Genomic DNA, 21,774 nt, shown 5'->3' with positions numbered 1-21,774 from the left:
AGGCGCAGGCGGCCGCCACGACCGAGAGCGCGAAGCCGATCGCGAGCGCGGCCGCGGGCTTGTCTGCCGCGAAGGACAGGAAGCCATGGGCCTCGCGGACATGCGCGAGCCAGTCGGTCTTGAGCCGCTCGGGAAGCGTCGCATAGGGCGAGGCGAGGCAGTTCGGCGCGACGATCGCAAGCGCCGCCAGCGCCGCGAAGGCGACCTGCGCGAGCGCGGCGAGCCGCGCCAGACGTCCGCCCGTCGTGAAGGCCGTCGCGGCCGCGAGGCCGAGCCCGCCCACGATCGCGACCGCGAGATGGCCGACGCCCATGGCGTCGCAGGTCGGCGCGAGCCAGGCGTCGGGCGGCAGCGTCGCGGCCGCGAGCGCGACCATGCCGCCCGCGAAGGAGAGGCCGAACGAGCGGGCGCCGCGCGCCATGGGTTCGCCGACTGCGGCCCAGCGCAAGGCGATCGCGGCCGCGCAGGCGGCGACGAGCGGCGCGGTCTCCATGCCGATCGCAATCGTGGCGGCGGCTGCGAGGCCCGCGCCGATCGCCGCGGCGGAGCGGTCGAGCCTCGCCGCGCAGGCGATCATCGCGAGGGTGAGCGCGATCTGCGCCCCGTGATGGTCGATCGCCCCGACGTCGAAATGCGCGGTGACGGCCGGCGAGGCGACGAACAGCACTGCGGACAGCGCCCCGGCCGAGGGGCCGGCGACTGAAGCGGCCGCCGAGGCGCAGGCCAGCATGGCGGCAAGCAGCAGCGCCGCCGGCCACAGCGTCAGAGTGAGCTTCAGCGCCGCATCGGCGTCGGTCAGCCGTTCAAGCAGGCCGAGCAGCGCCGCGATCGGCAGGTCGATCAGCCGCGACCAGTGCATCAGCATGCCTTGAGCCGGGTCGAGCCTGTGCTGGGTCAGGTCGAACCATGGCTGGCCGGCCATCAGGTCGCGGACCTCGGCGAGCCGCATCGCGTCGTCGGTCGACATCGCGGAGATCGCGCCGGAGAAATGCGCCGCGGCCTGCCAGAGCGCGAACGCCGCCCAGACGCAAAAGACGGCCGGCCAGCCGGAGCGGCCGAGCGCCGCCGCGGCGAGGGCGTCGAGGGAGGCGGGCTCGGCCGTCGGTCGCGCCATCGCCATGGCGGTCGTCTCGTCGGTGAAGGATCGGTCCCGCAGGATCGCCGCTCACGTCTTGAGAACGTGTGAATCAACGCCGTTCCGTTCGCGGGCGGGGAGGACTATCGTGCCCTGTCCGCCCAGGCGGGCGGCATGGGGGGACGGCAGGATGGCGTTCGGTTGGCGCGGTTTCGCTCATGGCCTCGGCGCTGCGGCGCTGGCGGCTGGTCTTTCCCTCGCCGCCGTGGCCCAGACCCCGGCCGGCGGCTTCCAGAACCGCGAGGCCTCCGAGAGCGGCCTCAAGCTCGAGGCGAGGCTGAAGCGCGAGGCCGCCTCGGACGCGCGGCCGGTCGCCGAGCTCATCAAGCAGGGCGTCGCCCAGATCCGCGCCTCGAGCTGGCGCGAGGCCTCGGTGACCTTCGCGGTCGCGGCCGGCAAGGACCCGCAGAACGAGCAGGCCTGGCGCAATCTCTCGGTCGCGCTCAGCCGCGTCGAGACAGACGACTGGTCCGAGAAGGACAGCCTGCGCGAGCAGTCGGTCGGCGCCGCCTGGCGGGCCTATGAGGTCTCGCCCGACGCCAAGACCAAGGCGCGGGCGCTCGCGGTGCTGGCGAACGCGCTCGCGACCCGCGAGAACTGGCGGCCGGCGCTCGACGCGCTGAAGGCGAGCCTCGCGCTCGCCGACAATCCCGACGCCCGCAACACCTACAATTCGATGCGCGCCGAGCACGGCTTCCGCGCGCTCGACTATTCGGTCGACAGCGACGCGGCCTCGCCACGCGCCTGCGTGCAGTTCTCCGAGGACCTCGCCAAGGGGCGGGTCGACTTCTCGCCTTACGTGAAGCTCAAGGGCGTCGAGCAGCCGGCCGTGACCGCCGAGGCGCAGCAGATCTGCGTCGACGGGCTGAAGCATGGGGAAACCTACGAGCTCACGATCCGCGAAGGCCTCCCCTCCAATGTCGACGAGCCGCTGCTCGCCTCGAAGGACTTCCGCATCTATGTCCGCGACCGAGCGCCATCGGCGCGCTTCACAGGCCGCAACTACGTGCTGCCCTCGGTCGGCCAGCAGGGCGTGCCGGTCGTCACCGTCAATGTCGACGCGGTGACGGTCGAAATCTTCCGGATCGGCGACCGCAGCCTCGCCCAGGCCGTGACCTCGGGCGACTTCCAGAAGCAGCTCGACGGCGAGGCGCTCGACAAGCTCAAGAGCGACACGGCTGCGACCGTCTATTCGGGCGAGCTCGTGGTGGAGCGCCGCCAGAACGCCGACGTGACGACCGCTTTCCCGGTCTCGGAGGCGATCCCAAACCTTGCGCCCGGCGTCTATGTCATGGCCGCGCGACCCAAGAACGCGACCGAGCCCGAGCCGTGGGACGCCCGCGCCACCCAGTGGTTCGTGGTCTCTGACCTCGGCCTCACCGCGGTCTCGGGAGCCGACGGCGTCAAGGCCTTCGCGCGCTCGCTCGCCAACGCCGGCCCGCTCAAGGACGTCGAACTCCGGCTGCTCGCCCGCGACAACGAGGTGCTGGCGACCCGCAGGACCGACGATCAGGGCTTTGCGACGTTCGAGCCCGGCCTTGTGCGCGGGACCGGCGGGCAGGCGCCCGCGGTGCTGGTCGCCTCGACGGGCGGAGACTACGGCTTCCTCGACCTCACCCGACCGGGCTTCGACCTGTCGGACCGCGGCGTCGGCGGCCGCGCGGCGCCGGGCCCGCTCGACGCGGTGGTGTTCGCCGAGCGCGGCGTCTACCGGCCGAACGAGACCGTCCACGTCACCGCGCTGCTCCGCGACGACAAGGGCGCGGGCGTCACGGGCCTGCCGATCACGCTGGTGGTGAAGCGGCCCGACGGCGTCGAGGACCGCCGCGTGGTGAGCCAGGACGCGGGCGCCGGCGGCCGGACCTACGACATCCCGCTGGTCGACCAGGCGATGGGCGGCACGTGGCGGGTCGAGGCGCTGGCCGACGCCAAGGGCGAGCCGATCGGCGAGGCGAGCTTTCTGGTCGCCGACTACGTGCCGGAAAAACTCGACATGAGGGTCGCCTCGGCCGCGACCGAGCTTGGCGCCGCCGGCGCGACCGCGACCGTCGACGGCCGCTGGCTCTACGGCGCGCCCGCCGCCGACCTCGCGCTCGAGGGCGAGGTGACGGTGCAGGCCCGCGCGGGCTGGCTCAAGGGCTTCGAGGGCTACCGCTTCGGCCTGTCGGACGAGACCGTCGCGCCGGTCCGCACGCCGCTCGACGGGCTCGGCCGGACGGATTCCAAGGGGCATGCCAATATCCGCATAGCCGAGCCGCCTCTTCCCGAGACCACGCGGCCGCTCGAAGCCGAGGTGACCCTGAGGCTCGCCGAGCCCTCCGGCCGCACCCTCGAACGCAAGATCACTTTGCCGGTCGCCGCGACCGGAGTCCGGATCGGCGTCAAGCCGCTCTTCGCGGACCGGGTGGGCGACGGCGAGACCGCGCGCTTCGAGGTCCGCGGCGTCGGGCCGGACGGCAGGGGGGTGGCGCAGGCCGGCCTCGGCTGGCAGCTGATGAAGCTCGAGACCAGCTATCAGTGGTACGCGACCAACGGGCGCTGGAATTTCGAGACCGTGACGCGCGCCCGCCGCGTGGCGGACGGCAAGCTCGACATTTCGGCCGACGCGCCGGGCAAGGTCGAGGCCAAGGTCGAGTATGGCCGCTACCGGCTCGAGGTCGCGAGCGCCGATCCGCAGGGGCCGGCGACCAGCGTCGCGTTCGACGCCGGCTATTTCGCGGCCGCCTCGGCCGATACGCCCGACACGCTCGACGTTGCGCTCGACAAGCCGGCCTATCGGCCGGGCGAGACCGCGACCGTCACGCTCGGCTCGCGCTTCGCGGGCCGCGCGACCGTGCTCGCGGTCGCGGGCGGGGTCGTGGACCAGAAGACGCTCGACGTCTCGGGCGAGGGGACGCGGCTGAGCTTCCCGGTGACCGAAGCCTGGCGGCCCGGCGCCTATGTGGTCGCCTTCGTGCACCGGCCGCTCGACGCCAAGGCGAGCCGTATGCCCGGCCGCGCGGTCGGGGTGGCGCACGCCCAGATCGACGCCGCCGACCGCACCATCGGGGTCGCGATCGACGCGCCCGAGAAGATGGAGCCGCGCCGCACGCTCGACGTCGGGCTGAAGCTCACCAACCTCGCCGCGGGCGAGCAGGCCTATGTGACGCTCGCGGCCGTCGACGTCGGCATCCTCAACCTCACGGGCTACAGGCCGCCGGCCCCGGACCAGGCCGTGTTCGGCCAGCGCAAGCTCTCGGCCGAGATCCGCGACCTCTACGGCCAGCTGATCGACGGCATGACGGCCGCGCGCGGCAAGCTGCGGTCCGGCGGCGACGGCGCGGGGGCGGGCGGCCTGCAGGACGCGCCGACCCAGGCGCCGCTCGCGCTGTTCTCCGGCCTCGTCAAGGTCGGGCCGGACGGACTCGTCTCGGTCCCGTTCGAGATCCCGGCCTTCAACGGGACCGTGAAGCTGATGGCGGTCGCCTGGTCCGGCGGCAAGCTCGGCCACGCCGCGAAGGACGTGACGGTGGCCGACCCCGTGGTCGTGACCGCCGCCCTGCCGCGCTTCCTCGCGAATGGCGACCGTTCGCGGCTGAGGCTCGACCTCGACAACGTCACGGGTCCCGCGGGCGACTACCGGATCGAGGCCGCGGCCTCCGGGCCGCTGCAACTCGCCGACGGGGCCAGGACGGTGAAGCTCGCCGCCAAGGCGCGCGCCGCGGTCGAGCTCCCGATCTCCGCGACCGGCGTCGGCCAGGGACGCGTCGACGTTCGGCTGACCGGACCGGACGGCAAGACCCTCGCCCAGGCGCTGGCGCTCCCCGCAAAGCCCCAGACCTCGCCGATCATCCGCCGCAACGTGGTGGCGCTCGCCAAGGGCGCGAGCCTGACCGTCTCGAACGACATGCTGCTGGACCTCGTGCCCGGCGCCGGCTCGGTCGCGCTGTCGGTCGGCAAGCCGGGCCAGCTCGACGCCGCGAGCTTCAAGCTCGCGCTCGACGGCTACCCCTACGCCTGCTCCGAGCAACTCTCGAGCCGGCTGATCGCGCTGATCCATGGCGACGAGGCCGGCCTGTCGAGCCAGGTCGCAGACAAGAGCGCCGACGACGTCCGCGCGACGGCGCGCGACATGATCGCCCGCATCCTGTCGCGGCAGGATTCGAACGGCTCGTTCGGGCTGTGGAATGCTGAAGGAGGCGACCTCTGGCTCGACGCCTTCGTGACAGACGTGTTCGGCCGCGCCCGCGCGGCGGGCTTCGAGGTGCCCGACCGCGCCTTCGCGCTCGCGCTCGACAATCTGCGCAACACGCTGGGCCTCAGGAACGACGCGACCGAGAGCGATGTGGCCTACGCCCACTACGTGCTGGCCAAGAACGGCCGGGCGCTGATCGGCGATCTGCGCTATCTCGCCGACGTCAAGATCGAGGAGTTCGCTAGCCCGCTGGCGCGCGCCGAGATCGCCGCGGCGCTCGCCCAGACCGGCGACTTCGCGCGCGCCTCGCGGGCCTTCGCGGCGGCCGAGATCGCGCCGCCCGACGACGCGGCGCGCACCGATTTCGGCTCCGTGCTGCGCGACCAGGCCGCAATCGTGGCGCTCGCCTCGGAGAGCCGGGCCGGCGCGGCCCTCACCCCCGCGGCGCTCCGGCGCGTCGGTTCTGCGCGGCGCGACCGCTCCTACCTCACGACGCAGGAGAACGCCTGGCTGCTGCTCGCGGCGCGCGGGCTGAAGGCCGCGAGCGCCGACCTGTCGCTCACCGTCGAGGGACAGCCCCATGCGGGCCCGCTGGATCGCACCTTCCCGCCCGAGCGCCTCGCGGCCGGACCCGCCACGATCGCGAACGCCGGCCAGACGCCGCTCGAGGCGGTGGTCGCCGTCACGGGCTCTCCGCTGACGCCCGAGCCACCGGCCGAAAGCGGCTTCCGGCTGGAGCGGCGCTACTACACGACGGCCGGCGTCGAGGTCGACGCCTCGAAGGTCGCTCAGAATGCGCGGCTCGTCGTGGTGCTGACCGTCACCGAGCCCGAGCCCCGGCCGGGCCGCGTGCTGGTCGTCGACCGCTTGGCCGCAGGCTTCGAGATCGACAATCCGGAGCTCGTGACCAGCGCCAAGCTCCCTGCGCTCGGAATGCTCGGCGACGAGCCGCAGGCCGCGCATTCGGAGTTCCGCGACGACCGCTTCGTTGCGGCGTTCGACCGCGAGGCCGACGGGCCGGCGGTCTATTCGGCGGCCTATGTGGTGCGCGCCGTCGCCCCGGGCCGCTCCGCCCAACCCGCCGCGACGGTGGAGGACATGTATCGCGCCGACCGCTTTGCGCGGACCGGCGCGGGCGTCGTCGAGGTGACGGCGGGGAGATGAGTCGGCGATCGCGCCACGCGCCTCCTCCACCATGCTCCGCATGGTCCCCCTCCTCCGCAAGCGGAGGAGGATCTCAGGCTGCGCCGTCAGCGCTCCTCCCCTGCGTCAGCGGGGGAGGGGGACCGCGAAGCGGTGGAGGGGGCCCAGGCGACACCGCCGAAATCGATAACTTCGTCCACAGGCTGCCAGCCCGATGCGCCGCCTGAAACGCCTTGCGGGGGTCGCCGCGCTCCTCGCTCTCGTCGGCGGCTCCGCGGTCGCGCTCTCGCTCGCGCAATACCCCGCGCCCGAACCCGGCCGCGCCAATCTCCTCTCTACCTTGGTCGACGACCGCGACGGCCGCCTGCTGCGCCCGTTCGCGGCGGCCGACGGGGCGTGGCGGCTGCCGGTCGCGCGGTCGGAGGTCGACGCGCGTTTCCTCCGGCTGCTGACGGCCTATGAGGACAAGCGCTTCTTCGCCCACCCTGGCGTCGACCCGCTCGCGGCGCTGCGCGCCGGCTGGCAGGCGGTCCGGCATGGCGGCGTCGTGTCGGGCGGCTCGACCCTCACCATGCAGGTCGTGCGGTTGCTCTCCCCCGACCGCTCGCGGAGCTTCGCCCGGAAATGGCGCGAGGCCGGCGCGGCGCTCGCGCTCGAACGCCGCGTCGGGAAGCAGGGCGTGCTCGACCTCTATCTCCGGCTCGCGCCCTATGGCGGCAATCTGGAGGGGGTGAGGGCCGCGAGCCTCGCTTTCTTCGGCAAGGAGCCGGCGCGGCTCTCGACCGCCGAGGCCGCCCTGCTGGTCGCGATCCCGCAAGCGCCCGAGACCCGCCGGCCGGACCGCGATCCCAAAGCCGCCCGCGCCGCACGCGATCGGGTGCTGGACAGGCTCGCAAGCGCGGGCGCGATCTCGGCCGCGGAGGCCGAGCACGCCCGCGACGAGCCGGTGCCGGACGGCCGCCGCGCCTTCCCGAACCTCGCGGCCCATGCGGCGGAAGCCGCGGCGCGGCGCGCCGGTGTCGGCGGGACCATCCGCCTGACGATCCGCCGCGACGCCCAGCGCGCGCTCGAGGAGCTCGCGCGCGAGCGGGCGAGGGCGCTGGGCCCCGGGCTTTCGGTCGCGATCGTCGCCGCGGACCACGCCACCGGGGCGATCGAGGCCTCGGTCGGTTCGGCGGACTATTTCGACGCCGCCCGCGCGGGCTCGCTCGACCAGACCCGCGCCATCCGCTCTCCGGGCTCGGCCCTGAAGCCGTTCATCTACGCGCTCGCCTTCGAGAACGGGATCGCGGCCCCCGCGACCCTGATCGAGGATCGACCCTCGCGCTTCGGCGACTACGCGCCGCGCAATTTCGACGAAGGGTTCCACGGCACGGTCTCGGCCGCGCAGGCGCTCGCTTTGTCGCTCAACATTCCGGCGGTCGCGCTGCTCGAGGCGGTCGGCCCGGCGCGCTTCGTCGCGCGCCTGAGATCGGCCGGCGGCGGCCTCGCGCTGCCGGCCGGCGAGACCCCGGGGCTTGCGGTGGCGCTCGGCGGCGTCGGGATCCGGCTGGTCGACCTCGCGACGCTCTATGCCGGGCTCGCGCGCGGCGGCGCGACCGTCCCGCTCACAGACGATCCCGCCATGGTCTCTGACGCAGAAGCCACCGGCCGGCGGCTGTGCGATCCGCTGGCGGCGGCCGCGGTCGCGGCGGCGTTGCTGAAAAGCCCGCCGCCCGAGGCGGCGCTGGGCGGCCGGCTCGCCTTCAAGACCGGCACCTCCTACGGCTATCGCGACGCCTGGGCGGTCGGCTTCGACGGGCGGCGCGTGGTCGCGGTCTGGGCCGGGCGGCCCGACGGCGCCTCGAGCGCGGGCCTGGTCGGGCGCGACGCAGCGGCCCCGATCCTGTTCGACGCCTTCGCGCGGCTCGACGACGGACTCGCGCCGCTGCCGCCCGCGCCGGACGCGGCGGCGCTTTCGCTCGCGGAGCTGCCGGCTCCGTTGAAGCGCTTCCGTCAGGCCGGCGGTCCCCCGGCCATTTCGGGGGCGCAGGAGGCGGTCCCGCTCACCGTCGCCTTCCCGCCCGACGGCGCACGCGTCGAGCTCGGCCAGGGCGCGGCGCTCGCGCTCAAGGCCGCGGGGGGCTCGCCGCCCTTTCGCTGGCTGGTCGACGGACGTCCGCTGCCGCCGGAACGGCGGCGCGAGACGCTCTGGACCGCCGCCGGCCCCGGCTTCGCGCGCGTCACGGTCACCGACGCCGCGGGCCGCACGGCTTCCGCGAATGTGCGTGTGGAATGAGGCCCGACCGCCGACGCCTTGATTTTTGGCGCCCGCCGTCAGATATCCGGCGCGACCCTTCACGAGTGTTGAAAGGACAAGAGGCCCGCTCATGTCGGACCCGATGTCGACTGACGCCGCCGCCCGCAAAGACGGGACCGAGCCCGCGAACGACGCGCGGGACCATGCCGGAGCGCGCGAGACCGACGAGCAGCGCGCCGACGCTTCCGTCGAGCCCGAGGTGACCGAGCCGCGCCCCGCCGCGCATCTCGACCGCACCGCCGAGCTCGAGGCCGCGCTCGTCGAGATGCGCGACAAACTGCTCCGCGCCCATGCCGAGATGGAGAATCTGCGCCGGCGCACCGAGCGCGAGACGCAGGACGCGCGCCGCTACGCCAATGCGGGCTTCGCCCGCGACCTGCTCGGCGTCGCCGACAATCTGCGCCGCGCGATCGAGGCGGCCTCGACCAACACCGCGGAAGATGAGGCCGAGGACGCCGACGACCCGGCCTTCGCCGCGCTGCTGGAGGGCGTCGAGCTGACCGAGCGCGAACTCCTCAAGGCGCTCGAGAAGAACGGCGTGACCAAGATCGACCCCAGGGGTCAGCTGTTCGACCCGCACCGCCACGAGGCGGTGTTCGAGGCGCCGGACGCGTCCGTGCCCTCCGGCACCGTGGTGCAGGTGATGCAGGAAGGCTATCTGATCGGCGACCGCATCCTGCGTCCCGCGATGGTGGGCGTCGCGCGCGGCGGCCCGAAGCCCGCGCCGGCGGCCGCCGGGGTGAACCGGTCGGCCTGAGCGGGCGCGTACGCTTCCTTGCACCGACGTGCTGCGTGCTTCAAGACGCCGTCCTGCGGACGGCTCCTCAGCATGAGGAGGTCGGCTCTTGGCGTCCTCTCACGCCCCTCATGCTGAGGAGCATGCCGAAGGCATGCGTCTCGAAGCACGCAGAGCAGTTCCCCAAGCGCATTTTTCAAACCGGGCGCCTGCCGTCGGCGACTGCAGGCGATGCGCTGCGACCTCAGGTCGGGCGGTGCGCCTCGGCGATCGCCGGCGGGGTCGGGGCGAGCTTGCGGTCGAGGGCCTCCGCGAGGAAAGCGCCGACGCAGGCGTGGCCGGTGTCGTTCATGTGCAGCCGGTCGCGCGAGATCACCCCCCCCCCCCCCGCCTTGGCGACGGCCCGCATCGCCGCGAAGCGGCGGGCGAGCGGCACGCCGGTCGCGACGGACAGCTGCTCCAGCGCGCCGACATAAGGCGCATAGAGCGCCTCGTCCTGCGGCACATATTGCGGATCGAGAAGCGCGGCGTCGACGCCCGCGGCCGCGATGTCCCTGAGGCCGCGCTCGGCGGTCGCCCGGAAGGTCGAGAGGTCGACCTTGCGATAGACGTCGTTGGTGCCGATCTGCCAGATCACGAGGTCGGGCTTCGTCGCGCCGAGCTCCTTGGCGAGCCGCGCCTCGGCGCCGATCGCGGTCTCGCCGCCGACGCCGCGCGCGACGACGTCGACCTCGACGCCCGCAAGCCGATGCTCGAGCTCTTCCTCCAGCCGCTCGGTGTAGGCCTTGGCCGGCGAGGTCGCGCCGACGCCCGCCGTCGAGGACGAGCCGACCACGAGGATCCGGAACGGATCGCGGTCCTTGAGCCTGGCGGCCGCGCGGTCGAGCTTACCCGCGAGGCCGAGATACTCGTCCGCCACCCGGCAGGGTTCGGTCAGCGAGTCGGCGAGGACGGTGGATGAAGATGCGAGGGCGAGAAGAACGACGGCGGCGCTGGAACGGACCACGGACACAAAAGACGCCATGAGGCGAGCACCCTGACCAGAGCTGACGAAAAAGGCTGACGCCTCAAACGAGAAGCAAGGATCCCCCATCCCCTGGCATGCCTAATAGCATGGCGAATGCGGCGGAGTCAGGTCCGTAAGACTGCGTATGATCAGGCGATCACTATTGGGCTTTCAGTGCCGGAAGTGGCGGACGCCCGTGAACGCCATGGCGAGGCCGGCCTGGTCGGCGCGGGCGATGACCTCGGCGTCGCGCATCGAGCCGCCCGGCTGGATGACCGCGGTCGCCCCGGCCTCGATCGCGGCGTCGAGCCCGTCCGCGAAGGGGAAGAACGCGTCGGACGCCACTGCCGAGCCGCGGGTCAGCGGCTCGGCGAGGCCGGCGGCGCGGGCGGCGTCCTCGGCCTTGCGCGCGGCGATCCGGGCGCTGTCGACGCGGCTCATCTGGCCGGCTCCGATCCCGACCGTCGCGAGGTTCCTGGCGTAGACGATGGCGTTCGACTTGACGTGCTTCGCCACCCGGAAGGCGAAGCGCATGTCGGCGAGCTCGCGCTCCGACGGCGCGCGCCTGGTCACCACCTTGAGCTTGAGATCGTCGGCGACCGAAGCGTCGCGCGACTGCACCAGGAAGCCGCCCGCGACGGTGCGGATCGCAAGGCCCGGGGCGCGCGGGTCCGGCAGGGCGCCGGCGACCAGCAGGCGGAGGTTCTTCTTGGCGGCGACGATCGCGCGCGCCTCCTCGTCGGCCTCGGGCGCGATGATCACCTCGGTGAAGATCTCCACGATTTTTCGCGCCGCCTCGGCGTCGAGCGTCCGGTTGAGCGCCACGATCCCGCCGAAGGCCGAGACCGGGTCGCAGGCGAGGGCTTTCTCGTAAGCCTCCGCGAGGCTCGGCGCTTCCGCGACGCCGCACGGGTTGGCGTGCTTGACGATCACGCAGGCGGCGGCGCGGCCTGCGTCGAACTCGGCCGCGAGCTCATAGGCCGCGTCGGTGTCGTTGATGTTGTTGTAGGACAGTTCCTTGCCCTGGAGCTGGACCGCGGTCGCGACGCCGGCGCGGCTCTCCGCCGTGCGGTAGAAGGCGGCCGACTGGTGCGGGTTCTCGCCATAGCGCAGGCTCTGCGCGAGGCCGCCGCCGAGCGTCCGGAAGGCCGGCGTCGCCTCGCCGGCCTCGGCCGACAGCCAGGTCCCGATCGCCGCGTCATAGGCGGCGGTGCGCGAAAACGCCTTCGCCGCGAGCCGCCGGCGCAGCGCCGGGGTCGTCGCGCCGCCATTCTGGTCCATCTCGACCAGCACCGCGCCATAGTCCGCGGGCTCCACCACCACGGTGACGAAGGCGTGGTTCTTGGAGGCGCCGCGGATCATCGCCGGGCCGCCGACGTCGATGTTCTCGACCATGTCGTCGAACGAGGCGTTGCGCGCCAACGCCGCCTCGAACGGGTAGAGATTGACGACCAGCAGGTCGATCGGCGCGATGTCGTGGCTCTCCATCGCGGCCGCGTGCTCGGCGTCGCCGCGGATCGCCAGCAGCCCGCCATGGACCTTCGGGTGCAGCGTCTTGACCCGGCCGTCCATCATCTCGGGAAAGCCCGTGAGCGCCGAGACGTCCTGAACGGGAAGCCCGGCCTCGCCAAGCGCCCGCGCCGTGCCGCCGGTCGAGACCAGCGCGACGCCGCGCGTCGAGAGCGCGCGCGCGAAGTCGATCAGCCCGGTCTTGTCCGAGACCGAGATCAGCGCGCGGGTGATGGGGCGTTCGATCATGATGCGGGCTCCGGCGGCGCGAGGGGCTGCCGGTAGCATTTCGCCGCGCGGGACAGAAGCCCGACAAGCGCATCCCTCCCCCTTTCGCCGGCGGAGACCGCTTGCGGGTCCAAGACGCCCGCCTCGGACAGCCGGAGCAGCGAGACAGGCGCCGGCGACCGCCGATCAGCCGCCAGGCTGGAACGCGGCGCCATCCAATTCTCTGTCAGCGCTGTGACTGCTGAAGTGGCGAAGCACGAACCATCCAGCTTTCTCGATCGCGTCGACTTCTTTCCGGCGTTCAGCATCGGTCACGCAGGCAGCGCTAACGAGCGTCCACACGGCAGAGCTGCCGTAGTCGATGTAGGCGCGCAAATAAGCGTCAATTGAAAACTTCATCGGGCTTCTCATGATCTTCGCGGTATTATTCGGCCATTCGCTGATCGTATGGATAGAGCCGCCATGCAGCTTACCGGCGTCCCTCCTGCTCTGGCCGGAGCCGGTAACCCTCGATCGCCGGTTACGCTATGGCACGAACGAGCCATCGTCAAGCGCGACATAAAGATATGTTTATGTCCTGATCTCTCACTCCCGGTGACCGTTCGAGATCGCTTGATGTGCGCTGCCCCGCCTCACAGCGGCAGGGGATCAAGCGTCGCGGCGGCGGGCAGCCGCCTGCGGGGCGCGGGCTCGGACGGCAGGCGCTCGAACGACCAGGCGATCTCGGGCGCGCTCCGCGCCGTGGCGTAGATGACGATCTGCTCGGTCCGCCGCGGCTCGTGCTCGCTCGCGAGATAGACGCTCTCCTCCAGCGTGACGGGGAAGCCGGGAGCGGCGAAGGTCCAACCGCCGCCGCCCGGCGCCGCGAGCACGACGCCGTGGCCATCCTGCCGGACGCTCGCCTTGACGGCAGGATGGAGGTGGAAGCGGAGCGCCACCCTCGGCTCCCGGCCGCGACGGCCGGAGGCCTGGACCGCCGAGACGCGGAAGGCGTCCGAGCCCGAAAGCCGCGCGCCGTCGGCCGACAGCGTCAGCGACCGCTCATGGATCAGGCCGAACAAGGCGACGTAGCCGTCATGGCTCGCCGTGACCGAGACGCCGTCGGCGGTCCTGGCGCGCGTCACCGGGACCTGACGGGGACCCGCGGTCACGCGCGCGCCGACGAGGCGCCTGAGCCTCCCCGCGGCGAAGCGGCAGGACGAGACGTCGCCGAGCGTCGCGGTCGAGTGCGCGGCGGTCGCCCGCGCCGCGTCCTCCCAGTCCGCCCGGCCGAAGCGCGGCGCGCCGCAATTCACCACGATGCGGTCCTGCCCGCTCGAGAACTCGAACGACAGGCAGCCGGCATGGGCCTCGGATGACAGCGCGAAGGGCGGCGGCGGGCCGGCGTCGAGGATCACAAGCGCGTCGCCCGCGGCGAGCCGCTGATAGCCGGAATGCGGCGCGTCCTCGATGGGTCGGCCTCGGGCGTCGTCATGCGCGAGGATGGTGGCGACCAGCGCCCCCGAGGTCGGGCCGGCGCCGTTGAACTGCGCGAACTCGCCGTCGCCGTGGCGGAAGAAGCGCAGCATCGGAGTCATGCGGTCGACCGCGCCGAGCAGCGCCTGCGGCGGCTGGACGTTGCGCGCTGTGAACGCCTCGCGCAGCGGCAGCAGGTCGAGCAGCAGCTCGACCAGCATCGCGGGGTTGCGGCTGACATGGCCGCCATCCGCCAGGATCTGGCGGTCGATCTCGTCCGCGAGCCGCTGGGCCGCGGATTTCATCAGCCGCGTCTCGCCCGACAGGCACAGCCCCGCATAGGCGAGCGCGATGGCGGCGAGCAGCCGGGGCGCGCCGTCCTCGGCCGAGGTCGCGGCGCGGCCGAGCGCGCGGGTCTGGCGTGCGAGGCTCTTCAGGAAGCGCCGGTAGAACGCCTGGTCGGCGCCGTCGAGGATCAGCGGCGAATGGCAGAGCCAGGAGATCAGGCGGCGCGCCACCACCGCGTGCGAGCGGGCGGCGCGATCCGGACCGCCGCTCTGGGAGATCCACTCGTCGACCAGCGCCCGGGCGTTGGCGCGGGCGAGCGTCGTGTCGGCGGCGCGCAGATGCCGGAGCCAGCCGAAGCCGTGCAGCGCGCGCGCCCAGTCGCGCGACGGCGCGGCCGCCAGAAACGGCGACTCGCCGCCGACGTCCACGGTCTTGCCCGCGAAGGCGAAGGTCCCGGCGTAGATCTCGGCGGCGCGCGTCGGGTCGCTGATCCGAAGATCCCGCGGCGCGATCACCAGCTTCTCGGAGGCGCGCGCCGGTCCGAGGATCGAGGCCCCCGCGCGCCCGCCGATCCGGCGTCCGCCCGCCCGCGCGCCGTGCTTCAGGACGAGCGCGGCGAGACGGACGTTGTCGCCGAGGCCGCTCAGTCCCTTCTTCATCGCCAGACCGGAGATCGCCCCGAGACCTTCTCGAAACCGTCTTCGCACAGTCACGCGCGCCTGTCGCGATTCGCGAAAGCCCTCACCCCACCCTGAGGCGCGCGGCGAAGAAGCCGTCGAGGCCGGCGAGGCGCGGGTCGTCGTTCGGCAGGTGGGTGGGCAGGGTTCGCACGCAGCCGGAGGCGTCGATCGCGTCCTCCAGCCCCGGCAGTTCGGCCGGCGAAACCGGCGCGATCGCGACGCGCGGGTCGCGCGCGAGCAGCGCGGCGATCTGGCGCTCGCCCTCCTCGGGCTCGAGCGAGCAGACGCCGTAGACCAGCAGGCCGCCCGGCCTGACCAGGCGGACGGCGGCGTCGAGCAGCGTCGCCTGAAGCCTGGCGAGCGAGGCGATTTCGTGCTCGCGCTTCATCCAGGCGACGTCGGGGTGGCGCCGGATCGTGCCGGTGGCGCTGCAGGGCGCGTCGAGCAGCACGGCGTCGGCGGGCTCGAGCGGCATGGTCGCGGCGTCGCCCACGCGCGCGGCGGCCGAAAGCCTGAGGCGCGCGAGGTTCTGGTTGAGCCGGGTCAGGCGCTCGGCCGATTTGTCGACCGCTATGACCTCGGCGCCCGCGGCGGCGAGTTGGGCGGTCTTGCCGCCGGGCGCGGCGCAGAGGTCGATGACGCGCTTGCCCTGGAGGTCGCCGAACAGCCGCGCGGGGATGGCGGCGGCCGCGTCCTGCACCCACCAGGCGCCCTCGGCGAAGCCCGGAAGGTCAGGCACCGGGCCGTGGCTCGCCAGGCGGACGCTTCCGGTCGGCAGCAGGACGCCGCCGAGCCTCTCGGCCCAGCCGGCGGCGTCGGCCTTGACCGTCAGGTCGAGCGGGGCCTCGTGGACGAGGTTCGCGGCGAGCCCCGCCGCGGTCTCGTCGCCATAGGCGCTGCGCCAGCGTTCGAACAGCCAGGGCGGCAGGTTTCCGCCCGGATCGGGTTCGGGCGGGCCGTCGGCCGCGATGCCGCGCAGCACGGCGTTGGCGAGGCCGGCGAAGTGGCGCGCCTCCGGATCGGCGCGCGTCGTCGCGACGCCGAGGTCGACGGCGGTGTGGGCCGGCACGTCGAGATAGAGCGCCTGGGCCGCGGCGGTCGCGAGGATGGCCTCGAGCTGCCCGCATTTCTTCGGCAGGCCGCGGTCAAGGCGGGCTGCGATCAGCGTGCGGAGCGTTCCGAAGCGCCGCAAGGCCACGCCTGCGATGGCGCGGGCGAGCGCGCGGTCGCGGAGGTTGAGCGCGCGGAAGCCCGATGGGTCGTGATCGGCCTCGAGCGCGGCGTCGAGCGCGCGGGTGCGGGTCAGGACGCCGTCCACGAGACGCGCGGCGACCCGCCGCGCGGCGAGCCCCGGCGGCTCCGGCTGATTGCGCTGCGAGATGCCGGGCGCGCGGCGCGCGCCCGCCGGGCGGCCGTCGGGGCCGCGGCTCAAGCCCAGGGACCGTCGTTCCGGCGCTCCCCGCGACCCCAGGGGTCGCGGTCGCGATCGTCATCGGGGCGGTCGCTGCGGCCCCAGGGCCCCGCCGAAGGCCCGCCAGGCTGCGAAGCGCCGTCCCACGGCCCGGACGGATCGACCGGCCGATAGCGGCGCGGGGCGGGAGCGGCGGTCACGGCGGTCGGCGACCACCCCTGGCCGCCCATCGTGCGTGCGAGCTCCATCAGCGCGGCGACGCGGTTCTCGGTCGCCGGGTGGGTCGAGAACAGATTGTCCATCCGCGCGCCCGACAGCGGGTTGATGATGAACATGTGCGCGGTCGCGGGGTTGCGCTCGGCCGTATAGTTTTCGGTGCGGTGCGCGATGCTCTCGATCCTCTGCAGCGACGAGGCGAGCCATTCGGGCCGCCCGCAGATCTCGGCGCCGAGCTTGTCGGCCTCGTATTCACGCGCGCGGCTGATCGCCATCTGCACGATCATGGCCGCGATCGGGGCAAGGATCATCATGGCGATCGAGCCGACGATCCCGAAAGGCGAGCCGTTGTTCTCGCGATTGCCGGAGAAGAAGAAGCCGAAATTCGCGATCATCGAGATCGCGCCCGCGATGGTCGCGGTGATCGTCATGATCAGCGTGTCGTGATTCTTGATGTGGGCGAGCTCATGCGCCATCACGCCCGCGACCTCTTCCCGCGGCAGGCTGTCGAGCAGGCCGGTGGTGGCGGCGACCGCGGCGTTTTCGGGGTTGCGGCCGGTCGCGAAGGCGTTCGGCTGATCCTCGTGCATGACGTAGACCTTGGGCATCGGCAGGCCGGCGCGCTGCGAGAGGTCGCGGATCATGCCGTAGAACTCGGGCGCCGAGCGCTCGTCCACCTCCTCGGCTCCGTGCATCGACAGGACCATCTTGTCGGAGTTCCAGTAGCTGAAGGCGTTCATGGCGAGCGCGACCACGAAGGCCACGATCATGCCGCTCTTGCCCGCGACCAGGAATCCGACGCCCATGAACAGCGCGGTGAGGCCCGCAAGCAGGATCGCCGTGCGAAAATAGTTCATAGAGCTCTTCTCTCTCCTCAAGACGCCGCGCGGACTGCGCGCTCCTATATGTGGATCGCGCAGGCGCGCCGCCAGCGCCCGCCAGAGTTCACGTTCTGATCAGCCGGACCCTGCGATGACGGACGACGCAGCAAGACCCGAAAGACCGATGAGCGCCGCCGCCGCCCGCGCGCTCGCCGAGGCGAAGGCGCGCCGCGCCGAGCAGGAGCGGCGCGAGACCGAGCTCGCCCGCGACCGCGAGATCGACGGCCGCAAGGGCAAGGACCCGGTTCGCTACGGCGACTGGGAGACCAAGGGGATCGCCAGCGATTTCTGACCGCCCCGCAGCGAGCCTGTCGTAGGCGTGGCGATGCGCCGCCAGTTCTTGAGCCTGCCGAACATGCGAGCGTCGCGCCTTGCTTCAAAAGGCAGCCTGCGCCTCATCGGCGCCAGCGCGACCGAGCGGTCAGATATGTGCGCCGCATCATCCCTCTGGCCCTTCGATACAGGTACTCCGTGGCGGCCGCGAGCCTGCCGCTCGCAGAGCCGCCGCGGCGTGCGTCGATAACGAGATCGACGATGCCGCGACGCTCGGTCCAGATCTGCGCCAAAGCAGTTGCATCGCGCCGATTGCAGGAATCTATGAAGCTGATGCAGCCGTCCGATAGAAAGCTATTTGTCATGTCCTCGATCAGCAGCGTTCCGGGGGACCATTTCGCGTAGACTTCGTCGTATGTCATCTTCCAGCCGAACGCGCCGCGCCCGGATCTGAGCCAGACATTCATTGCGACGGGTCGCCCGTCTAGGCGCAATGCGTCGATGCCCGCGCAACTGTCCTGCGCCAACCCGGCGATCATCGTCCGGGCGAAATTCGCAAGTGATCGCGAGTTCTGAATGGCGCGACCTCCCTTGCGCCTCCGGCCCTTCCATCCGGCCGCCTCGAGTTCAAGAAATTCCTGGAAGGCTGGGACGACCTCCGCCGGCGTCCGATGGCTGACATGGGTCAGCCTGCCATGCTCGCCGAGCTTTTTGCGCTGTCGCCGCAGCTCGGCGCGCCGCTTGGATGAGAGCGAGCGGTTCAGATATGCCTGCCCGTCGCCTGGCGCTTCGAGCTTGGCGCGCATCCGCCTGTCGATCTCGACCGCCCGAACGCCGCGCCGGGCGAGGGCCTCGACGAGAGCCGGAAGGACGGCTCCATCCGTCGCGATGTCGTTCGCGCAGAGCAGCTTCGGCAGAGTGGGGTGGGCGGCCATAGCGTCCAGCATCGCAGAGAGCGCCTCGACCGGGCGGTCTCGATGGAGCACCGGAGCGCCGAGGAAGGTCAAAGAATTGAGCGGGCAGGCGAAACTGAAAACCGCAAACCCGAAGATGGTCGCGTGGTGACGAGCAGCCACACGCCGACCAGATCCGCGGGCCCGTCGGCCTCGCGCGACCAGGCGAGGAGCACGTGCAGCGGGGTAGCGGTCGTCGCGGACGTCGCCTCAGCGACCGCGGGCTCCATGAACACGTTAGGATCAGCGCAGCGCTGGACCAACCGGCGCCACTCGGCGGCGACGCATCGGAAACGATGCGCATTGGTGATCTCAACTGCGATAGCAGGTTTTTGATGGAGGGCGGGCGACGTTTCCACTCGTTTCTGCGCCCGCAGCACTCAAGGCGTGATGAATAAAATCAATATCCTGAAGCATATACAGCTCCATTTTCATTGCAGTAACAGCGTCGGCGAAAATGATAGAGTTGAAGATTATCACTATACGAGATTAATTCTGACCCGCAATCAAGCAAAGGATATGAGCCATATAGATTTGGTAGTACGCCATAAGAGCGTTTGAAGGCTCGCGGGCGCGCCCTGGCCGCCAGAAGGTTCGCGCGACCGAGAGAGCTCGAGAGCGGACTCCGACCGAGTACGGAGTAGCACGTATGTCCTGGCCGATCGCGGCGCCGCTACTCTGCCCCTCTCCAAACCCCGGGGGTCGGCCATGAGCAGCATCGGCGACAAGGACATCGACGACACGATCGGGACCTTCGACCCGAAGATCGACGGTCTGCTCGACGCCTTCCGCTGGTCGGCCTACGCGCAGAAGGTCATGCGGTTCGCGATCACGACCAGCGACGAGAACTATGAGGACACCCGCGACGGCCTGATCGACGACTATCCGGACGACATCCACGAGGGCATCTCGAAGATGCCGCAGGCGATGGTCGACGGCATCCTCAAGGCCGCGGAAGAGTTCGAGAAGATCGTCACCTTCAATTTCGACAACGATCAGGGCGCCCAGAACGGCGCGCGCATCCGCTACGGCATCGCCGACTGGAAGAACGCGCCCGACGACGCAAAGGACAATCCGGCCTACGCCTACACGCCCGACGAGGAGACCGGCATCACCGACCAGCGGAACTGGGTCTCGGGCGACATCTTCTTCGACAAGGCCAAGTTCCAGAACGAGAACCCGCAGGTCGGCACCTTCGCCTATCACACGATCCTGCACGAGACCGGCCACGCCATGGGGCTGAAGCACGGTCACGAGAGCGAAGAGTTCGAGGACGGCTTCGTGCGCGCCGCGCTGCCCAAGGAATGGGACAGCATGGAGTTCACGGTGATGACCTACCGGTCCTTCATCGGTCAGGATCTCGATGCCTCCGACGGCTACACCAACCCCGAGGGGCACTACGCCCAGACGCTGATGATGCTCGACATCGCGGCGCTGCAGTCGCAATACGGCGCCGACTTCTCGACCGAGAAGAAGAACACCGTCTACAGCTGGAACGAGAAGACCGGCGCCTATTTCATCGACGGCAAGCAGCAATGGACGCCGTTCGACGACGTCGTCTTCATGACGATCTGGGACGGCAACGGCAACGACACCTACGACCTGTCGAACTACAGGTCCGACATGACGGTCGACCTGGCGCCCGGCGGTTGGGTCGACTTCGGGACGCAGACCGCCCAGCTCGAGGTGAAGAGCGGCAAGGTCACCCAGGAGTCACGCGCCAACGTCTTCAACGCGCTGCTGTACCAGGACGACACCCGCTCGCTGATCGAGAACGCCTACACGGGCAGCGGGAACGACAAGCTCAGTGGAAACATCGCCTGGAACAAGCTCGACGGCGGCGCCGGCAACGACACGCTCTCCGGCGGCGACGGCGACGACACGCTGACGGGCGGCGACGGCCAGGACGACATCGACGGCGGCGCTGGCATCGACTACGCGGGCTACACCGCGGCCAAGGGCGTCAGCGTCAGGATCCAGCGCGTCGGCCCGGCCGAGGACGGCGCGTGGAACGTCACCGGCTTCATCGGCGCGAAGGACGATGATCTCAGGGGCGTCGAAGGCTTCGTTTTCGGCGGGGGCAAGGATTTCATCGAGATCCGGGGCGCGCCGGAGATCGACATCTTCGCCGGCGGCGGCGACGACACCATACAGGGCGGCGGCGCCGACGCCATGCTGGTCGGCGGCAAGGGCACAGACACGGTGGTCGTGACGGGCGAGGGCGCCTTCCAGGCGTTCGGCGGCGACGTCAGCGCGGACGGCGTCTCGCTGGGCCAGAAGTCGCAGAACGACGTGCTGCGCATCGACCTCGACTTCGACAATGACGGCTTCTTCCTCGCCGTCGTCGACCCGACGAAGATGAGCCTCTTCAGCGATTTCGCCGGCTCGAACGCGGAAGGTTTCACGCGCGTCGACTTCAGGGGCCGGGACGGCGGCGACTCGGTCGACGGCGGCGTCGGCGCCGACACGATGCGCGGCGACGACGGCGACGACCGGCTCACCGGCTACGGCGGCGACGACGAGCTCTTCGGCGGCGGAGACGATGACGGGCTGTCCGGCGGGACCGGCGACGACAAGATCACGGGTGACGACGGCGACGACCGGATCGACGGCGAGGACGGGAACGACACGCTCTCCGGCGGCGACGGCAATGACGAGATCTATGGCGGCGAAGGAAACGACCTGATCACGACCGGCGGCGGCGGCGACTTCATCGCCGAGGGCGACGCGGGGAACGACACCATCACCGGCGCGGGGGACGCCGAGACCTTCTTCGGAGACGAAGGAAACGACGTCCTGTCGGGCGCGGGCGGCAAGGACATCCTGCAGGGCGGCGTCGGCGACGACACGATCGAGGGCGGCGCGGGCGACGACACCCTGATCGGCGGCGACGGCGGGGACCGCTTCGTGTTCGCCAAGGATTTCGGGACCGACACGCTCAACGATTTCGACGCAGCGCCCAAGGGCGGCCAGGACCAGATCGACCTCAGGGCCTTCGGCTTCGAGGACTTCCGGGACTTCCAGAAGAGCGTGTCGTTCAGCGGCGGCGGCACGGTCACGATCGACTTCGGTAAGGACGGCGCGCTGAAGCTGTTCGACGTCTCGCGCGGCGACCTCGACAGCGCGGATTTTCTGTTCTGAAGCGGACTGCGCGATGTCGGCCGCCACAAACGCAACCGTCATCCCGGCCGAAGCGCTGGGATCCATTGCCTCCGAGCGCGCCACGCCATTGCGCACACGGCGATAATAGATTCCGGGATAAGCCCGGAATGACGGCTGGCCTGTCAGCGTCCCTGCGAAACCCGCATACGCTCTTGGGCTATGCGATCAGCCTGAACACCGTCACGTTCTTGATCTCGGCGTCCTCGAGCTCGCGCGTCACAGGCA

General features: G+C 71.3%; 12 protein-coding genes and 1 pseudogene. 5 read left to right on the top strand and 8 right to left on the bottom strand.

The genetic code is table 11. The features are described from left to right. Positions 1 to 1,120: pseudogene (locus tag EK403_RS22305) on the bottom strand (hypothetical protein); the annotation flags it as partial. A gap of 145 nt (positions 1,121 to 1,265) precedes the next feature. On the opposite strand from EK403_RS22305, the gene EK403_RS08805 reads away from it, so the two are divergent. From EK403_RS08805 to grpE, 3 genes are all read left to right on the top strand, one after another. Next, complete coding sequence (locus EK403_RS08805; protein ID WP_128777130.1) at positions 1,266 to 6,473, top strand: alpha-2-macroglobulin family protein; 5,208 nt, start codon at positions 1,266 to 1,268, stop codon at positions 6,471 to 6,473. Positions 6,474 to 6,666: 193 nt separating this feature from the next. Further along, complete coding sequence (gene pbpC, locus EK403_RS08800; RefSeq protein ID WP_128777129.1) at positions 6,667 to 8,730, top strand: penicillin-binding protein 1C; 2,064 nt, start codon at positions 6,667 to 6,669, stop codon at positions 8,728 to 8,730. Between the two features lie 91 nt (positions 8,731 to 8,821). Beyond that, positions 8,822 to 9,508: a nucleotide exchange factor GrpE gene (grpE, locus tag EK403_RS08795; RefSeq protein WP_128777128.1), complete on the top strand. Its 687-nt coding sequence runs from the start codon at positions 8,822 to 8,824 to the stop codon at positions 9,506 to 9,508. Positions 9,509 to 9,731: 223 nt separating this feature from the next. Here grpE and EK403_RS08790 read toward each other — a convergent pair whose 3' ends face one another. From EK403_RS08790 to htpX, 6 genes are all read right to left on the bottom strand, one after another. Continuing rightward, positions 9,732 to 10,493, bottom strand: a complete 762-nt coding sequence (locus tag EK403_RS08790; RefSeq protein WP_245479596.1) for an SGNH/GDSL hydrolase family protein — start codon at positions 10,491 to 10,493, stop codon at positions 9,732 to 9,734. Positions 10,494 to 10,664: 171 nt separating this feature from the next. Continuing rightward, positions 10,665 to 12,251: a bifunctional phosphoribosylaminoimidazolecarboxamide formyltransferase/IMP cyclohydrolase gene (purH, locus tag EK403_RS08785; protein WP_128777126.1), complete on the bottom strand. Its 1,587-nt coding sequence runs from the start codon at positions 12,249 to 12,251 to the stop codon at positions 10,665 to 10,667. Between the two features lie 165 nt (positions 12,252 to 12,416). Further along, entirely contained in the window at positions 12,417 to 12,629 is a 213-nt protein-coding gene (locus EK403_RS08780; RefSeq protein ID WP_128777125.1) for a hypothetical protein, read from the bottom strand. A 233-nt stretch (positions 12,630 to 12,862) separates the two neighbouring features. Beyond that, positions 12,863 to 14,632, bottom strand: coding sequence for a heparinase II/III family protein (locus EK403_RS08775; protein WP_128777124.1), 1,770 nt, complete (start codon positions 14,630 to 14,632; stop codon positions 12,863 to 12,865). 82 nt (positions 14,633 to 14,714) lie between these two features. Next, positions 14,715 to 16,085, bottom strand: coding sequence for an RsmB/NOP family class I SAM-dependent RNA methyltransferase (locus tag EK403_RS08770; protein WP_128777123.1), 1,371 nt, complete (start codon positions 16,083 to 16,085; stop codon positions 14,715 to 14,717). After that, complete coding sequence (htpX, locus tag EK403_RS08765; protein ID WP_128777122.1) at positions 16,082 to 17,137, bottom strand: zinc metalloprotease HtpX; 1,056 nt, start codon at positions 17,135 to 17,137, stop codon at positions 16,082 to 16,084. Before htpX ends, EK403_RS08770 begins: the two co-directional genes overlap by 4 nt. Positions 17,138 to 17,285: 148 nt before the next feature. On the opposite strand from htpX, the gene EK403_RS08760 reads away from it, so the two are divergent. Beyond that, the gene (locus EK403_RS08760; RefSeq protein ID WP_428979589.1) at positions 17,286 to 17,453 is read left to right on the top strand and encodes a DUF1674 domain-containing protein; all 168 of its coding nucleotides are present in this window, start codon (positions 17,286 to 17,288) and stop codon (positions 17,451 to 17,453) included. Positions 17,454 to 17,556: 103 nt separating this feature from the next. Here EK403_RS08760 and EK403_RS08755 read toward each other — a convergent pair whose 3' ends face one another. Then, positions 17,557 to 18,510, bottom strand: a complete 954-nt coding sequence (locus EK403_RS08755; RefSeq protein WP_245479595.1) for a GNAT family N-acetyltransferase — start codon at positions 18,508 to 18,510, stop codon at positions 17,557 to 17,559. Between the two features lie 585 nt (positions 18,511 to 19,095). On the opposite strand from EK403_RS08755, the gene EK403_RS08750 reads away from it, so the two are divergent. Next, positions 19,096 to 21,528 carry a M10 family metallopeptidase C-terminal domain-containing protein gene (locus EK403_RS08750; RefSeq protein WP_128777120.1) on the top strand — a complete coding sequence of 811 codons (2,433 nt, stop codon included), beginning with the start codon at positions 19,096 to 19,098 and terminating at the stop codon, positions 21,526 to 21,528. Positions 21,529 to 21,774 lie beyond the last annotated feature (246 nt).

It is taken from the genome of Hansschlegelia zhihuaiae, from assembly GCF_004103825.1.
GTDB lineage: Bacteria > Pseudomonadota > Alphaproteobacteria > Rhizobiales > Methylopilaceae > Methylopila > Methylopila zhihuaiae.
This window is presented reverse-complemented; position numbering and strand designations above follow the sequence as displayed.